Below are 14278 nucleotides of genomic sequence, written 5' to 3'. Positions count from 1 at the left end.
GCGACCCCGGAAAAGGGACGACCCCCGCCAGGGGGGGAGGAGGCGAGGGTCGTCGTGCATCAGCCCCGGGGGGTCGGGCTGATACACCCTCGGCTCAGGCCGAGTAATGCTTACTATACACATGACAGTCCGCATTAACGCAAGTAGCTGTTCATTCGAAAAAACACCGTGAGCCGCTAAAACACCGTCGGCACCGCCCGTCACACCCGTGTTCAGCCGCCGTTTTCCGCGCAACGCCGCGGCGCGCGCAACCACCGACCTATGCTGGGTCGGTGACCGTCTTCGACTCGGCCGCCCAGCACCAAACCACATCGGAAACGGCTGCTCTCGGCGCTCCGCACGCCCGCACCGCCGCCTTCTTCGACCTGGACAAGACGATCATCGCCAAGTCCAGCGCACTCGCGTTCAGCAAACCATTTTTCGCCCAGGGGCTGCTCAACCGCCGCGCCGTGCTCAAGTCCAGCTACGCCCAGTTCATCTATCTGCTCTCCGGTGCCGATCATGACCAAATGGACCGGATCCGCGCCCACATGACCAATATGTGCACGGGTTGGGACGTCGAACAGGTCAAGTCGATTGTCAACGAGACGCTGCACGACATCGTGACGCCCCTGGTGTTCGCCGAAGCCGCGGACCTGATCGCCGGCCACAAGCTGTGCGGCCGTGACGTCGTGGTGGTCTCGGCGTCCGGGGAGGAGATCGTCGCGCCGATCGCTCGCGCGCTGGGTGCGACGCACGCGATGGCGACCCGGATGGTCGTCGAGGACGGCAAGTACACCGGCGAGGTCGCGTTCTACTGCTACGGCGAGGGCAAGGTGCAGGCGATCCGCGAGCTGGCCGCGCGCGAGGGCTACCCGCTCGAGCACTGCTACGCCTATTCCGACTCGATCACCGATCTGCCGATGCTCGAGGCAGTGGGGCACCCCAGCGTGGTCAACCCCGACCGCGGGTTGCGCCGCGAAGCCGGCGAGCGCGGCTGGCCCGTGTTGGTGTTTTCCCGCCCGGTATCGCTCCGCGACCGCATCCCCGCGCCGTCTGGCGCCGCGATCGCGACCACCGCCGCGGTGGGCGTCACCGCGCTCGCCGCCGGCGCGGTTACCTACTCATTGCTGCGCCGCTTCGCCTTTTAGGTCCCGCCAGCAAACGCGGCGCCCGCGCACCGCCATTTGCTTCGTATTTAGGCCTTGCTGTGCTAGGGGTCTAGTAGTACAAAGGAACCACGGAAGCCCGGTGAGGCCTAGGTCGATCCGGAAGAGAAGGATCGTTCTCCCGAACCCGGGCGCCCAGCACGGAACCCGGCACCCACGCGGAGTCATAGCCGCGATAATGGCAGAAGTGTTGCGGGCCTGCGTAATTGCGAAAAGCGGATGGTATCGACGGCCCTTTGGGTGGGGCGGCAACCGGAAGCGTCGCAAGATCGCCGAGGCCGACCCACGCAGCCCAGAAATGCACGCTTGGTAACCGAGTTCCGTGCTAGCGGGCGGCGGACCGAATTTTTCGGAACGTCGCCCGCTTTACATTTGTGAAACACTTCTCCGGCACCGGTCCGGCTACCGATTCGACAGCGACTCCGCGATCGACAAAGCCTCCTGCGCGCCGGCCCGCAGCGCCCGGCAACACAGCACCAGCCACGCTCTGACGCCGTCCGGGGTGCCCTCGGCGAATCCGCGCGCGGCGTCGCGGTAATCCGCGGGCTGGCGCATCCAACTGACCTCGGGCACGCCCAGCCCGTGCGGGTCGAGCCCGCTGGCTATCGTCACCAGTCGCGACACCGCGCGTGCGACCACGCCGTCGGCGCTGCCGAACGGCTCGAGCGTGAGCAATTCGCCGTGCGCGACGGCGGCCACCACCGGAGCCGGCGCGCGCGTGCCGCCGGTCACCAGCCCGGCCAGCAATTCCAGCCGCGGCCCCACCTCGGCCTCGGCGCGCGGGCGGCCCAGCCGGTCGTCGTCCACCTGGTCGGCCGCGGCGAGCATGTGCAGGCGGGCCAGCGCCTGCAACGGCGCCCGCTGCCAGATCCCGATCAGCGGGCCGCCCCCGCCCTCCAGCGCCTGGGCCACGCGCAGCGCGCCGCCGAACACCGGCTCGCTGACCACGGGACCGCCGTCGAGCACCGACGACGCGCGCGCGGCCCGCAACGCCGCCTCGGCGGCGGTCACCGGCCACCGCCGCAGGTTGGCCCGGTGCCGGTGCGCGCGGCCCAGCGCCTCGCGGGCCCGGTCGCTGGCCTCGGCGACGCCGGGCAGGTCCAGCAACGGGGCCAGGGGGTCGGTGGTCACAGCTTGCCAACCTATCGGGCTTCGCGGGCGGTCCTATAAAGGCCTGGGGATCGCCTCGAGCAGCCGGCGCGTGTACTCGTGGCCGGGCCGGGCGAACAGCTCCTCGGTGGGCGCCTGCTCCACCACCCGGCCGGCGCGCATCACCAACACGTCGTCGGCGATCTGCCGGATCACCGCCAGGTCATGGCTGATGAACAAATAGGCCAGCCCAAGCTCGGCCTGCAGTTCGGCCAGCAGGTCCAGGATCTGCGCCTGCACCAGAACGTCGAGCGCCGAGACCGCCTCGTCGCACACCAGCACTTCGGGCCGCAGCGCCAGCGCGCGGGCGATGGCGACCCGCTGCCGTTGACCGCCGGACAGTTCCCGGGGCAACCGCCGCAACACCGACGACGGCAGCGCCACATGGTCTACGAGCTCGCGCACCGCTTGCTCGCGCTGCTTGCGGTCACCGACGCGATGGATGCGCAGCGGCTCCTCGATGGCGCGAAACACCGAATACATGGGATCCAAACTGCCGTAAGGGTTCTGGAACACCGGCTGTACCCGCCGGCGAAACGCCAACGCCGCGTCCCGGTCCAGCGCGTCGCTGATCTCGGTGCCGTCGAACACCACCGTGCCCGAGGTGCGTCGCAGCAGGCCCAGCACCATGCGCGCCAGGGTCGATTTTCCCGACCCCGACTCCCCGACGATCGCCAGCGTGCTGGTGCGGCGCAGCCGGAACGACACGTCGTCGACGGCGCGGAACTCCGCGCGCCGCCTTCCCGGCCAGCCGGGCGACTCCCGGTAGACCTTGGTCAGGCCGGCGGCGACGAGAATGTCGCCGGCCGGTCCGTCCGGGGTGCGGGGCCGGGTTCGCGACGGCGTCGGTGCCAGCGACGGGGCCGCGGCCACCAACCGCCGGGTGTAGTCGTGCTGCGGCTCGCGCAGGATTGCTTGCGCGGCACCGGATTCCACCGCCGACCCGCGATGCACGACGACGACGGACTCGGCGCGTTCGGCGGCCAGCGCCAGGTCGTGGGTGATCAGCAGCAACGCGGTGCCCAGCTCGTCGGTGAGCCCCCGCAGGTGGTCGAGCACCTGGCGCTGCACGGTGACGTCGAGCGCGGAGGTCGGTTCGTCGGCGATGAGCAGCTTGGGCCGGCCCGCCAGCCCGATCGCGATCAGCGCGCGCTGGCACATGCCACCGGACAGCTGATGCGGGTAGGTGCCGGCCTGCTTCTCCGGATCCGGCATGCCCGCCTCGGCCAGCAGCTCGAGCGCGCGCCGCCGCGCCTCGCGGGTATCGGTGTTGGCCCGCAACGCTTCTCGCACCTGGAAGCCGATCTTCCAGACGGGGTTGAGGTTGGTCATCGGGTCCTGGGGCACGTAGCCGATGCCGCGACCCCTGATCGATCGCATGGTCCGGCGATCGGACGAGGTGATGTCGCGCCCGTCGAAGACGATGCGCCCGGCGGTGATTCGCCCGTCATGCGGAAGCAGCCCGAGGATGGCGGCGGCCATCGTGGATTTCCCGGATCCCGACTCCCCGACCACCGCGACGGTCTGGCCGCGCCGCACGGTCAGGTCCACGCCGCGGACCGCGGGCTCCTGGCCGCCGAACCCGACTTCCAGGCCCTCGACCGACAGCAGCGGGGTCTCGCGCGTGGTCATGCGCGCCGCGCCCGCGAGGCCGGATCCAGGGCGTCGCGCAGCGCGTCGCCCATCATCATGAACGCCAGCACCGTGATCGCCAGCGCGCCGGCCGGATAGAACAGGATGGGCGAGCCCGACCGCAGCCGGCTCTGCGCGAGGTTGATGTCGCCTCCCCAGGACACCACCGAGGCCGGCAAGCCGACGCCCAGGTACGACAGCGACGCCTCGGTCACGATGAACACGCCGAAGGCGATGGTGGACACCGCGAGCACCGGCCCCAGCGCGTTGGGCAGCACATGGCGGATCAGGGTACGAAAGTCGCTGAGCCCCAAGGCCTTCGCCGCGAGCACGTAGTCGCTGACCCGCGCCTCGAGCACCGCGCCGCGGGCGACCCGGGCCACCTGTGGCCAGCCGAACAGGGCCAGGATGACCACCACCGTCCACACCCTGCGGTGGTGCATGATGCCCATGATCACGATGGCGGCCAGCAGCAGCGGCAGCCCGAAGAACACATCGGTGATGCGGGAGACCACCGCGTCGACCCAGCGGCCGTAGAAGCCGGCCAGCGCGCCCAGCACCGTGCCGACCAGGAACACGAGCAGGGTGGCCCCGAGCCCGACGGTGAGCGAGGCCCGCGCCCCGTAGACGGTGCGCGCGTAGATGTCGTGGCCCTGCAGGTCGGTTCCGAACCAGTGCGCGGCCGACGGGGACAGCAGGCTCTGGCTGGGATCGGCGTAGGCGGGATCGATGCCGGTGAACAGCCCGGGGAACAGGGCGACGACGACGATCGACGCGATCAGGACGGCGGCGACGACGAACTTCGGGCGCCGGCGCAGCTTGCGCCAGGTGTCGCGCCAGAAGCCGTGGCGATCCGAATCGCGCTCAGCCATAGCGGATCCGGGGGTCCAGGGCGGCGTAAAGCAGGTCCACCACGAGGTTGGTGACCAGATACACCAGCACCAGCACGGTCACGATGGAGACCACCGTCGGCGCCTCCTGCCTGGTGACGGCCTGATACAACACGCCACCGACGCCATGAATGTTGAAGATGCCCTCGGTCACGATGGCCCCGCCCATCAGCGACCCGAGGTCCGCGCCGAGGAACGTCACCACGGGGATCAGCGAGTTGCGCAGGATGTGCACCGTCACCACGCGCCGCCGCGACAGCCCCTTGGCCGTCGCGGTGCGGACGTAGTCGGCGTGCGCGTTGGCGGCCACCGCCGATCGGGTCAGCCGCACCACGTACGCGAAAGAGACCGCGCCCAACACGATTCCGGGCAGCAGCAGCCGCGCGAAGCCCGACCTGTCGCCCACGGTGACGGGCGCGATTCCCAGCCGCACGCCGAACACGAACTGCGCCAAAAAGCCCAGCACGAAGATCGGGATCGCGATGATGACGAGGCCGGCGATCAGCACGGTGGAATCGAAGACCCCGCCGGTGCGCAGGCCGGCGGCCACGCCGAAGCCGATGCCGAACACCGTTTCCACCGCCACCGCGATAAGCGCGAGCCGCAGCGTGACCGGAAAGGCATGGGCCAGAACGGCGCTGACGGGCAGGCCGGAATACGAGCGCCCCAAGTCGCCGTGCAGGATGCCGCCCAGGTAGCGCAGGTACTGCACGATGAAGGGGTCGTCGAGGTGGTAGCGGGCGCGCAACGCGGCGGCCACCGCGGGCGTCAGCGGCCGGTCCCCGGCCATGGCCGCCACCGGATCGCCGGGCAGCAGGAAGACCATGGCGTAGATCAGCAGCGTGGCGCCGAGGAAGACCGGCACCATGATGGCGACGCGCCGCGCGATGTACCAGCCCATCTCAGCCCTTCACGATGTTCTCGTAGTCGGGCAGCCCGTTCCAGGCGACGTGGATGTTGTGCACCTCCGTCGACCAGCCGACCACCCCGACGTTGTCCCACAGCGGGACAACGGGCATGTCGTGGAACAGGATTCGCTGCGCCGAGTTGGCAGCGGCATCCGACCGCGCAATGGTCGGGGCGGCCTCGGCGGCGGTCAGCGCCGCGTCGAATTCGGGGTTGGTGTAGCCGACGTCGTTGGAACCCGCGCCGGTGGCGAACAGCGGGGCGAGAAACTCGATCATCGACGGGTAGTCCCCCAGCCACGCGGCGCGAAATGCCGTCGCGATGGTGTGGTTGGTGATCTGGGTGCGGAATCCGGCGAAGGTGGGCTGCGGCGCGCCGACCGCGTCGATGCCCAGCACGTTCTTGATGCTGTTGGCCACCGCGTCCACCCACTCCTGGTTTCCGGCGTCGGCGTTGTAGGCGATGGCGTACTGGCCGCTCCACCGCGAGATCGCGTCGGCCTGCGCCCAGAGCCGCCGCGCGCGGTCGGGATCGAAGTTCAGGACGTCGTTCCCGGGCAGGTTCGGGTCGAAGCCGGGCAGCGACCGGGCGGTGAAATCGCGCGACGGGATGCGGGTGCCCATGAAGATCCGCGCACAGATCTGCTCACGGTTGACCGCGGCCGACAGCGCCAGCCGGCGCAGGCGGCCCTCCTCGCCGCCGAAGTGCGCCAGCCGCAGCGGGGTGTCGAGGCTGTGCTTGACGGCGACCGGGCCGCTGGTGACGTTATCGCCCAGGTCGCGCTTATAGACCGGCAGCGCGCTCGGCGGAATCGTGTCCAGGACATCGAGATTGCCCGACAGCAGGTCGGCATACGCGGTGTCGAGATTGGCGTAGAACTCGAACCTCAGCCCCTTGTTGCGGGGTTTGCGGTTGCCGTGATAGCCGGGGTTGGGCCGCAGGTCGATCCTGACGTTGTGTTCCCAGGCATGGCCCTCGGGGCCTTGAGAATCAGCGGCAAGCTGGTAGGGGCCGTTGCCAAAAGGGTTGCGCCCGAAGGCTGCCATGTCGCGGAACGCGGCGGCCGGCAGCGGATAGAAGGCGCTGTGGCCCAGCCGCAATACGAAATCAATGGTCGGCGCCTTCAGTCGCACGGTGAACTCGAGGTCGTCGACCACGCGCAGGCCGGACAGGGTGGCCTGTCCCTCGTCGAACCCGGCGATCGGGCTGAAAAAGCTTTGTTGCAGTTGGGCGTTGGCGCTCAACGCTCCGTAGTTCCACGCGTCGACGAACGAGTGCGACGTCACCGGCGACCCGTCGGTGAATTGCCAGCCCGGTTTGAGGATTACGCGGTAGTTGACGTTGTCGGCGGTCTCGATCGACTGGGCGACCTCGTTGGCCGGGTTTCCGGCGGCGTCATAGGAGACCAGGCCGGCGAACAGCCGGTCGATGATCCGCCCGCCATTGCTGTCGTTGGTGCTGGTCGGCACCAGCGGGTAGGGCGGCTCGCCGCCGTTGACCAGCACGAGGTCGGGGCTCAGGACGCCGCCGCCACAGCCGGCCAGCGGCCCGGCGGCCAGCATTGCGGCGGCAAGGACGGCCAGCGCGGCCCGCATCCGACGCATGCCAGCGACCCTAGGGCGTGCGCCGGCTCCGTGCCGCAACGGGTCGGCGCGCCTACTATGGCGCTGTGAACTTGGGCGAAGTCGGCGTTCAGTTGGCCTATCTGGCGGCGATGTTCGTCCTCCCCGCGATCGGATTGATCTGTCTGATAGCCGGGTTGCGCTGGCGCAATAGACTGCACGCCGCACCGGCACCGCCGGCGACGTATCCGGCGCAGCGCCGAAGCGGAACGTCGGGCACCACGCTGATCGTCATCGGTTGCGCACTGCTGACCTTGGGCGCGCTGGGGATCGCCGGAAACTTCGTGCTACCCCACTTCAGGAGCCCGTTCGAGAACGACACGTCCATGCGGGTGGGGGCGTGCATCGATCAAAACGCTTTTTTCGCAAGTTCTTTCGGTTCAAGGCCGGAAGACGGCTGCGCCAACCCGGCCAATACCTATGAGCTCGCGTTCAAGGGCGGCCGGGCGGCGAATTGCCCGGACGGCAAACGCGATCACTCGGTCTACCACCGGTTCACCGATGACTACACGAGCCTGTGCTTTGCGCTCAACCTCAAGCAGGGCCAGTGCTACCAGCCGACCAACGGTGACGACAGCTTGACGATGGGGATCGGCGACTGCGCCGAGCAGCGGCCGTCGCAAGTCAAAGTCGTCCAGCGCATCGACGGCAGCGCGGACACATCGCGCTGCGCGCCGGGGGACAAGGCGATCGCATACCCCGTCCCGGCGCGCGTCTACTGCCTCAGCCCGCAGTGACCGGGTGTACCTCCAGCCGGCACGCGTCGATGGTGGCGGGCACGGTGAACACCTGGACGATGTCGGGCGGGCTGACGGCCAAGTCGGTGTAGCGGGGGCACGAGTTGCCGTCGGCGTCGGCGGCCAACCCCTCGACGACGGCCTGCGCCTGCGTCGACAGCGACAGGGTGACCGTCGGCGGCGCATCGACGCCCGCGGGGAGCCCGCCCATGTAGCCGCGCGGCGTGGGCCGGGCATGGACGGGCGGCCCGCCGTTGCCCGTGTCGACGTTGGGGTATCCGGTGAGCGTGCATGGCTCCGCGCCGCCGGCGAGGGCGAACACCAGCGTCAGCCGGCGGTGGCCGGCGGCGCCCTGGGTGTCCGACGCGCTGACGGCGACCTGTTCGGACCAGCACGGCGCCGGCTCGTCGACCGTGTCGGCCGGTGCCGCCCACGCGGGCGACGCCGGCACGATCGCGGCCGCGCAACCCGTCGCGGCGAGGCTGGCTAGCCGGCGCACGCGCCGCCGTTGCGGTCCAGGCACATCGGTGATTATCCGCCCCGGAGGGCGCGGCCGCCCCGGGTTTGACAAGCGGCTTTTCGCTTCGGGGTTTAGGCTCACTGACGGTCGACGACCCTAGGCATGACCCGCGAAAGCCGCGAGCAAGGAGGAAATCCCGTGACCGCCGCCCCCACCGAGGGACCGTCGTCGTATCCACCGTCGCCGGACTTCGCCGCGCAGGCCAACGCCGGCGCGGAGCTGTACGGCGCCGCGACCGACGACCGGCTGGCGTTCTGGGCCGAGCAGGCCGAGCGGCTGTCCTGGTCGACGCCGTTCACCGAGGTGCTGGACTGGTCGGGGGCGCCGTTCGCCAGGTGGTTCGCCGACGGCAAGCTCAACGTCGCCTACAACTGCGTGGACCGCCACGTGGAGGCCGGCCACGGCGATCGGGTCGCCATCCACTGGGAGGGGGAGCCCGGCGACAGCCGCAGCCTGACCTATGCGGAGCTGCGCGCCGAGGTGTGCAAGGCGGCCAACGCGCTGACCGATCTGGGGCTGGTCGCCGGCGACCGGGTCGCCATCTATCTGCCGCTGATCCCCGAGGCGGTGATCGCGATGCTGGCCTGCGCGCGCCTGGGCATCATGCACAGCGTCGTGTTCGCCGGCTTCACCGCCAAGGCGCTGCGCGCACGCATCGCCGACGCCGAGGCCAAGCTGCTGATCACCAGCGACGGGCAATTCCGCCGCGGCAAGCCCGCGCCGCTGAAGGACGCGGCCGACGAGGCCGTCGCGGAGCCAGACAGCCCCGTCGAGCACGTTCTGGTGGTGCGGCGCACCGGGATTGACGTGTCGTGGACCGACGAGCGCGACCTGTGGTGGCACGACGTCGTCGGCGCCGCCTCCCCCGACCACACCCCCGAACCGTTCGACGCCGAGCAGCCGCTGTTCCTGCTGTACACCTCGGGTACCACCGGTAAGCCCAAGGGCATCGTGCACACCAGCGGCGGGTATTTGACCCAGACCTCCTACACCCACTACTACGTCTTCGACATCAAGCCCGAGAGCGACGTCTTCTGGTGCACCGCCGACATCGGCTGGGTCACCGGGCACACCTACGGCGTCTACGGCCCGCTGTCCAACGGTGTCACCGAGGTTCTCTACGAGGGCACGCCCGACTCGCCCACGCAGCACCGGCATTTCGAGATCATCGAAAAGTACGGCGTCACAATCTATTACACCGCGCCCACGCTGATCCGCACGTTCATGAAGTGGGGCCGCGAGATCCCCGACGCGCACGACCTGTCCAGCCTGCGGTTGCTGGGGTCGGTCGGCGAGCCGATCAACCCCGAGGCGTGGCGCTGGTACCGCAGGGTGATCGGCGCCGATCGCCTCCCGATCGTCGACACCTGGTGGCAGACCGAAACGGGCGCCACGATGATCTCCCCGCTGCCCGGAATCGCTGCGGCCAAACCGGGTTCGGCGATGGCCCCGCTGCCGGGCGTCTCGGCGAAGATCGTCGACGACCACGGCGACGAGCTGCCGCGGGGCGCCGCCAAGGGTGAGCACGCCACCGGTTACCTGGTGCTGGATCAGCCGTGGCCGTCGATGCTGCGCGGCATCTGGGGCGACCCCGACCGGTACGTCGAGACCTACTGGTCGAGGTTCGCCGAGCAGGGCTGGTACTTCGCCGGTGACAGCGCCTACTACGACGGCGACGGCGACATCTGGGTGGTCGGCCGCATCGACGACGTGATGAACGTGTCGGGGCACCGGCTGTCGACCGCCGAGGTGGAGTCGGCGCTGGTCGGCCATGTCGCGGTGGCCGAAGCGGCTGTGGTGGGCATGACCGACGAAACCACCGGGCAGGCCATCTGCGCGTTCGTCGTGCTGTGCGCCGAATACGACGTGCACGATGCAATCGTCGACGAGCTGCGCGGCGAGGTGGCCCGCGAGATCTCGCCCATCGCCAAGCCGCGCGAGGTGCATGTGGTGCCCGAGCTGCCGAAGACCCGCAGCGGCAAGATCATGCGCCGGCTGCTGCGCGACGTCGCCGAAAACCGGGAGCTGGGTGACACGTCGACGCTGCTGGATCCCGGCGTGTTCGACGCGATCAAGGCCGGCAAATAGGCCGGCTCGGTCAGCCCGGCAAGGGCGCGAATCCCGCGCCGGTCCGGTGCTTGGCGTTGACGTCGGCGAGGATGGCGTTGAACGACATCACCACCGCCGGGGTGTGCAGCGGGATGTATTTGATGATGCAGCCCGGCAGGTTGTCGCTGAACGCCCCGTGAATCATCCCGACCAGAAGGTTGTCGACGGTCACCGGCGCCCCCGAGTCACCGGGCTGGCCGCACACCTGCATGACGATGGTGCCCGGGTCCTGGCCCATCCCCCACGTCACGCCGCACGAATTGCCCGTCGTGCGGCCCTGCTTGCAGGCGATCTGGCCGAACGCCGGATCCGGGCCGATGCCGTTGATCACGAAGCCGTTGTAGTTGGCCACCGGCGCCACCTTGGCCGGGTCGAACTTGATCACCGCGTAGTCGAGGTTGTCGTTGCCGGCGACCATGACGCCCAGCGGGCCGCGGTTCTGCGCGGCCTCCGCGGCGACCTGCGCGCCGGGACCGCCGCAGTGCGCGGAGGTGAAGCCGATCAGCTCACCGGCGGCGTCGGCGCCGATTGTCGTCAGGGTGCACATGGTGTCGCCGTTGATGACGATGCCCGCCCCGCCGCCCATCGGCACCCGGTCGTCGGCGGTCGCGTGGGCGGGGACCGCTGACAGTGCCACGAGCACGGCCACCAGCGCCGCCTTCAAGCAACGGTTGGCCGTGTGCAATGCAACACCCCCATCGAGCGGTCGGACATCCTGAGCAGCCTGGTCAGTCTAGTCGGATGGGGCCGCCGCACCCCGTTCGTCGGCGCCGCGGCCGTCGTGCCGCCCTGCTTCGGCTGGCCTCGTCTGGCACGGCACCGCATGGCAACATAAACGCGACGAGAAAACCGAGAGGACGGTCCGTGAGCAAAGTCGATCGCAAGAACGGTGTGCCCGGCACACTGACCACGATTCCGTTGGCCGACCCGCACGCCACGCCCGCCGAACCCTCGATCGGTCACCTGATCAAAGACGCCACCGCCCAGGTGTCCACGCTGGTGCGCGCCGAGGTCGAACTGGCCCGCGCGGAGATCACCCGGGACGTCAAGAAGGGCCTGACCGGCAGTGTCTATTTCGTCGCCGCGCTGTTGGTGCTGTTCTACTCGACGTTCTTCTTCTTTTTCTTCGTCGCCGAACTGCTGGACACCTGGCTGTGGCGCTGGGCGTCATACCTGATCGTGTTCGGGGTCATGGTGGTCTTCGGCGCGCTGCTGGGGCTGCTGGGCTACCGGAAGGTCCGCCGGATCCGGGGGCCGCGCGAGACGATCGAATCGGTCAAGGAGACGCGCACCGCGCTCACCCCCGGCCACGACAAGGCCGCGGGCGCTTCCAAGCAGCTCACCGAGTCCGCCGGCCGGCACCACAAGCCCGACGGCGCCGATCCCTCGGGCTGGTAGATGCCGGCACCCGATCCGTCGGTCACCCGCATCGACGGGCCGTGGCGGCATCTGGACGTGCACGCCAACGGCATCCGATTCCACGTCGTCGAGGCCATCCCATCGCGCCCCTCCGGGCCGCCAACACCCGCGGAGCCGGCCACGGCGCGGCCGCTGGTGATGTTGCTGCACGGCTTCGGATCGTTCTGGTGGTCGTGGCGCCATCAGTTGCGCGCGCTGACGGGGGCCCGGGTGGTCGCGGTCGACCTGCGCGGCTACGGCGGCAGCGACAAGCCGCCCCGCGGCTACGACGGCTGGACGCTGGCCGGCGACACGGCCGGCCTCATTCGCGCGCTGGGGCACTCGTCGGCGACGCTGGTGGGTCACGCCGACGGTGGGCTGGCCTGCTGGGCCACCGCGCTGCTGCATTCGCGGCTGGTGCGCGCTATCGCGCTGATCAGCTCGCCGCACCCGGCGGCGCTGCGGCGATCCACGCTGACCCGGCGCGATCAGGGCTACGCGCTGCTGCCGACGCTGCTGCAATACCAGCTGCCGATCTGGCCGGAACGGCTGCTGACCCGCGACAACGGGGCCGAGATCGAACGGCTGGTGCGAAGCCGAAGCTGCGGCAAATGGGTTGCCTCCGAGGATTTTTCACAGACCATCGGATATCTGCGCACGGCGATCCAGATTCCCGCCGCCGCGCACTCCGCGCTGGAATACCAGCGCTGGGCGGCGCGCAGCCAGCTGCGCGGCGAGGGCCGGCGGTTCATGCGGTCGATGAGCCAACGGCTCACCATGCCGGTGCTGCACCTGCGCGGCGACGCCGACCCGTATGTGCTCGCCGATCCCGTCGACCACTCGCAGCGCTACGCGCCGCAGGGTCGCTACCTATCCATCGGTGGCGCAGGGCATTTCAGCCACGAAGAGGCTCCGGAGGAAGTCAACCGGCACCTGACGAAGTTCCTCGAGCAGGTGCACCGGGTCAGCTGACGCAGGCCCCGGTGGCCACCTGTTGGGATTCGCCGATCCGCGACATCTGGCCGGCCACCTCGTCGGCCGTCAACACGAAGCCGGTGTCGGGGTCGTCGACGGCAGCGCCGAACACCACCCCGAGCACGTGACCGTTGAGGTCGATCAACGGCCCACCCGAATTGCCTTGCTCCACACTGGCTCTGATGGTGTACACGTCGCGCGTGACAGGCGCCGGGTCGCGGTAGATGTCGGGGCCGCTGAGCCTGATCGCCTCGCGGATCCGGGCCGGCGTCGCGGTGAAGTTGCCGCCGCCCGGATAGCCCAGCACCACGACGCTGGCGCCGGTCTTCGCCTCCTCCTGGGCGAAGGACAACGGCGGCGGCGGCAGGTTGGGGACGGCGAGGATGGCGATGTCGACCGACGGATCGTAGGACACCACGGTGGCTTCCAGCGGGTTGCCGCTGGCGTAGATCTGGACGCTGTTGGACCCGGCCACCACGTGCGCGTTGGTCATCACCCGGTCCGGCGCGATCACGAAACCGCTGCCCTCCAAAACCTTTTGGCAGCTGGGTGCCAGGCTTCGCACCTTGACGACGCTCGGCGCGGCGGACGTCACCACCGGGTTGGTGGCCAGGGCGGGGTCGGGCGAGGCGACCGGAATCACCGGGGTGCGGCTGAACGGCTCCAACACCTGGGGCAGGCCGGAGGTGTTCAACAGCGACGACAGCCGCTTGGGCACCGTCTTCAGCCAGGGCGGCGCGACCTCGTTGACCTTGGCGAGCACCCGCGAGCCGCGGACCGCCGCGGCCAGCTCGGGCTGGTCCTTGGACTGGGTCAGCGGCGTCGCCAACAGCCAGGCCGCGGTCAACACCACGACAAGCTGCACGCCCACCCCGATCACCGAGTCGATCAAACGGATTGTGCGGCTGCGGATTGCGCCGCGCACGGCCCGCCCCAGCACCACGCCGGCGACCTCGCCGACGACGACCAGCGCCAGGATCAGGAACAGGGCGGTGAACAGCTTGGCGCGCGGCGCGGCGATGTGGCTGACGATGTGGGGCGCCAGCAGCACGCCCGCGATGGCGCCGAGCAGCACGCCGACAAAAGAAAGTAGTGAGCCCAGCGCGCCGGAGCGCCAGCCCGAGATCGCCGCGATGAACGCGACAGCGAGCACCGCGATGTCCAGCCACTGCGACGGGGTCATCGAATTCAT

The 14278-nt window shown here is 69.6% G+C and carries 13 protein-coding genes; 5 read left to right on the top strand and 8 right to left on the bottom strand.

The features are described from left to right. The first annotated feature begins 272 nt into the window (after positions 1–272). Entirely contained in the window at positions 273–1130 is an 858-nt protein-coding gene (locus tag AC5Y4Z_RS07730) for an HAD-IB family hydrolase (RefSeq protein ID WP_499962298.1), read from the top strand. Between the two features lie 420 nt (positions 1131–1550). Here the strand turns inward: AC5Y4Z_RS07730 and AC5Y4Z_RS07725 are convergent, their stop codons facing one another. Genes AC5Y4Z_RS07725 through AC5Y4Z_RS07705 form a run of 5 tightly spaced genes read right to left on the bottom strand, consistent with a single transcriptional unit; the run spans position 1551 to position 7329 of the window. Continuing rightward, positions 1551–2279, bottom strand: a complete 729-nt coding sequence (locus AC5Y4Z_RS07725) for an oxidoreductase (RefSeq protein WP_499962296.1) — start codon at positions 2277–2279, stop codon at positions 1551–1553. A gap of 33 nt (positions 2280–2312) precedes the next feature. Continuing rightward, positions 2313–3929, bottom strand: a complete 1617-nt coding sequence (locus AC5Y4Z_RS07720; protein WP_499962294.1) for a dipeptide ABC transporter ATP-binding protein — start codon at positions 3927–3929, stop codon at positions 2313–2315. Then, positions 3926–4801 carry an ABC transporter permease gene (locus AC5Y4Z_RS07715; protein ID WP_499962292.1) on the bottom strand — a complete coding sequence of 292 codons (876 nt, stop codon included), beginning with the start codon at positions 4799–4801 and terminating at the stop codon, positions 3926–3928. The genes AC5Y4Z_RS07720 and AC5Y4Z_RS07715 overlap by 4 nt, the downstream gene beginning before the upstream one ends. Further along, a complete protein-coding gene (locus tag AC5Y4Z_RS07710; RefSeq protein WP_499962289.1) occupies positions 4794–5720 on the bottom strand; it encodes an ABC transporter permease in 927 nt (308 codons plus the stop codon). The genes AC5Y4Z_RS07715 and AC5Y4Z_RS07710 overlap by 8 nt, the downstream gene beginning before the upstream one ends. A 1-nt stretch (position 5721) precedes the next feature. Continuing rightward, positions 5722–7329 (bottom strand): peptide ABC transporter substrate-binding protein, encoded by a 1608-nt coding sequence (locus AC5Y4Z_RS07705; RefSeq protein ID WP_499962287.1) that lies wholly within the window; start codon positions 7327–7329, stop codon positions 5722–5724. Between the two features lie 71 nt (positions 7330–7400). Between AC5Y4Z_RS07705 and AC5Y4Z_RS07700 the strand changes: the two genes are divergently transcribed. Continuing rightward, positions 7401–8084: a hypothetical protein gene (locus AC5Y4Z_RS07700; RefSeq protein ID WP_499962285.1), complete on the top strand. Its 684-nt coding sequence runs from the start codon at positions 7401–7403 to the stop codon at positions 8082–8084. Here the strand turns inward: AC5Y4Z_RS07700 and AC5Y4Z_RS07695 are convergent. Beyond that, positions 8071–8607, bottom strand: coding sequence for a DUF4232 domain-containing protein (locus tag AC5Y4Z_RS07695; protein ID WP_499962283.1), 537 nt, complete (start codon positions 8605–8607; stop codon positions 8071–8073). The two genes, AC5Y4Z_RS07700 and AC5Y4Z_RS07695, sit on opposite strands and share 14 nt — an antisense overlap. 99 nt (positions 8608–8706) lie before the next feature. Here AC5Y4Z_RS07695 and acs point away from each other — a divergent pair, with 99 nt between their 5' ends. Next, on the top strand, positions 8707–10692 hold the full coding sequence (acs, locus tag AC5Y4Z_RS07690; RefSeq protein WP_499962281.1) for an acetate--CoA ligase: 1986 nt from the start codon (positions 8707–8709) through the stop codon (positions 10690–10692). A gap of 10 nt (positions 10693–10702) precedes the next feature. Here acs and AC5Y4Z_RS07685 read toward each other — a convergent pair whose 3' ends face one another. Next, positions 10703–11398, bottom strand: coding sequence for a chymotrypsin family serine protease (locus tag AC5Y4Z_RS07685; RefSeq protein WP_499962279.1), 696 nt, complete (start codon positions 11396–11398; stop codon positions 10703–10705). Positions 11399–11577: 179 nt separating this feature from the next. Between AC5Y4Z_RS07685 and AC5Y4Z_RS07680 the strand changes: the two genes are divergently transcribed. Beyond that, positions 11578–12111: a phage holin family protein gene (locus tag AC5Y4Z_RS07680; RefSeq protein WP_499962277.1), complete on the top strand. Its 534-nt coding sequence runs from the start codon at positions 11578–11580 to the stop codon at positions 12109–12111. Next, positions 12112–13083 carry an alpha/beta fold hydrolase gene (locus AC5Y4Z_RS07675; RefSeq protein ID WP_499962275.1) on the top strand — a complete coding sequence of 324 codons (972 nt, stop codon included), beginning with the start codon at positions 12112–12114 and terminating at the stop codon, positions 13081–13083. Here the strand turns inward: AC5Y4Z_RS07675 and marP are convergent. Further along, positions 13076–14269, bottom strand: a complete 1194-nt coding sequence (gene marP / locus AC5Y4Z_RS07670; RefSeq protein WP_499962273.1) for an acid resistance serine protease MarP — start codon at positions 14267–14269, stop codon at positions 13076–13078. The two genes, AC5Y4Z_RS07675 and marP, sit on opposite strands and share 8 nt — an antisense overlap. Positions 14270–14278 lie beyond the last annotated feature (9 nt).

It is taken from the genome of Mycobacterium sp. NGS63 (assembly GCF_059812295.1).
Note: the sequence above shows the minus strand (reverse complement) of the source record. Positions and strands in the feature narration are given on the sequence as shown.

Bases quoted from the DNA above. Each gene is read 5' to 3' on its own strand.
- AC5Y4Z_RS07720 (WP_499962294.1), bottom strand. From the start codon at position 3,929: ATGACCACGCGCGAGACCCCGCTGCTGTCGGTCGAGGGCCTGGAAGTC.
- AC5Y4Z_RS07715 (WP_499962292.1), bottom strand. From the start codon at position 4,801: ATGGCTGAGCGCGATTCGGATCGCCACGGCTTCTGGCGCGACACCTGG.
- AC5Y4Z_RS07710 (WP_499962289.1), bottom strand. From the start codon at position 5,720: ATGGGCTGGTACATCGCGCGGCGCGTCGCCATCATGGTGCCGGTCTTC.
- AC5Y4Z_RS07705 (WP_499962287.1), bottom strand. From the start codon at position 7,329: ATGCGTCGGATGCGGGCCGCGCTGGCCGTCCTTGCCGCCGCAATGCTG.
- acs (WP_499962281.1), top strand. From the start codon at position 8,707: ATGACCCGCGAAAGCCGCGAGCAAGGAGGAAATCCCGTGACCGCCGCC.
- AC5Y4Z_RS07675 (WP_499962275.1), top strand. From the start codon at position 12,112: ATGCCGGCACCCGATCCGTCGGTCACCCGCATCGACGGGCCGTGGCGG.
- marP (WP_499962273.1), bottom strand. From the start codon at position 14,269: ATGACCCCGTCGCAGTGGCTGGACATCGCGGTGCTCGCTGTCGCGTTC.